Source organism: Ruoffia sp. FAM 24228, from assembly GCF_045528575.1.
GTDB classification, from domain to species: Bacteria; Bacillota; Bacilli; order Lactobacillales; family Aerococcaceae; genus Ruoffia; species Ruoffia halotolerans.
The window spans coordinates 1-1406 of the sequence record NZ_JBGQQZ010000134.1; the positions used below are offsets into that span (position 1 = coordinate 1).

A 1406-nucleotide genomic window follows, 5' to 3' on the forward strand; every position below is an offset into this window, starting at 1 on the left:
GATCTTTTTTATTTGTCTGAGGGACATATAATCGCGTCATAAGTAAAATACGGTCTCTAAAATGACTGTAATTTCGATAGCCGTAGGCTGTTCGTTTCAATACTTTAATTTTATTATTAATACCTTCGATCGGGCCATTCGTTAAACCTGGATACGAGAACGTGTTGTGAATATACGTTTGGTACTTCTTAAAAGAACGTAAGACACGCCTTAACCCAGCTGGAAGCTGAAGTTGCTTCGCCTGAATTAAGGTAGATTCAAATCGTGGCCAATTGTTGGTACGGTAGGCATCCCCTAATTGATGGACAATCTGATAGGTGGCTTTTAGTTGGGTATCTTGAGCCAGTAAATAATCCACAATTCCTTGCGTATTCGTCAGCCAATCAAATAAAGGAAATCGGTGATAGGTTGTGGCTTTGAGGTCATTCGGATTTTTTTGGATTAACTTCCAATAGCGTTTTAATTTATTATATAATCGGCGGTCTTTGGTTCGAATGGTATTCATAAACTGCACACGATACTGCGATAATTCACGGTTTAAAGCCTGTATCAAGTGAAAGGGATCCATGATAATATCGGCATTGGGAAACCATCGATGAATGACTTGAATATAAGGTTCGTACATATCAATAGTGACAGATTTAACCTGACGGCGCACAGCGAGATCATAGCGAATAAAATAGTTTTTTAAAGAGCCCGCTTTTCGGTCTTCGACCACATCGACGACTTGATGATTTATAGCGTCGCAGTAAATAAAACTCATGGCGGCTTTGACTGATTTGACACTTTTGAATTCATCAAAACAGAGGTGCTCGGGTAACGAAGATGTGGGACGGATCCGAAGCGCAGCGGCAGCCTGATGAATGACGCGACGCACGGTATTCGGGGAAACATGGGTATCTTTGGCAATATCTACCTCTGACATCACACGTGTTGCCCGATCCATAATCATTTGTGTGACCCGCTTAGAAATAAAACAGTGAGGGTCCACAAAGGACGTTTTCGCTGTAAAGCTTTGGCCACAGGTTTTACATTTGAAGCGTTGTTTGGCTAAGTTTAAGTAGGCAGGAAGTCCCGTTATGCTCGCTAAAGTCAGACGAGAGTGACGCGTCCCATTTTTAACGACTTGATAGGCATCATTGACGATACCACAACATTCACAGGCTTTAGGAACATACGTTAATGTGCCAAAATAAAACAAAGATAAGCGGCCTTTATAATGCTGTTCTTCAACACGGTCCATATCGATCGTGATATTTGGGTCTTTTAATTGAAAGGTTTTTTGGATAAAATGGTTCATGCGTAGATATTCTCCTTATGTTATTTGGTGGTACTTTTAATATAACGAATATCTGCGTCTTTTAGAAGACACAAAGATAGGGTTGATGACATTTTAATTTTTGTCA

At 40.3% G+C, this 1406-nt stretch carries 1 protein-coding gene; it reads right to left on the minus strand.

The window, feature by feature from the left end:
* A partial coding sequence (locus ACEN33_RS12350) for an ISL3 family transposase (RefSeq protein ID WP_407095201.1) occupies positions 1–1300 on the minus strand: 1300 nt, incomplete at its 3' end.
* Positions 1301–1406 lie beyond the last annotated feature (106 nt).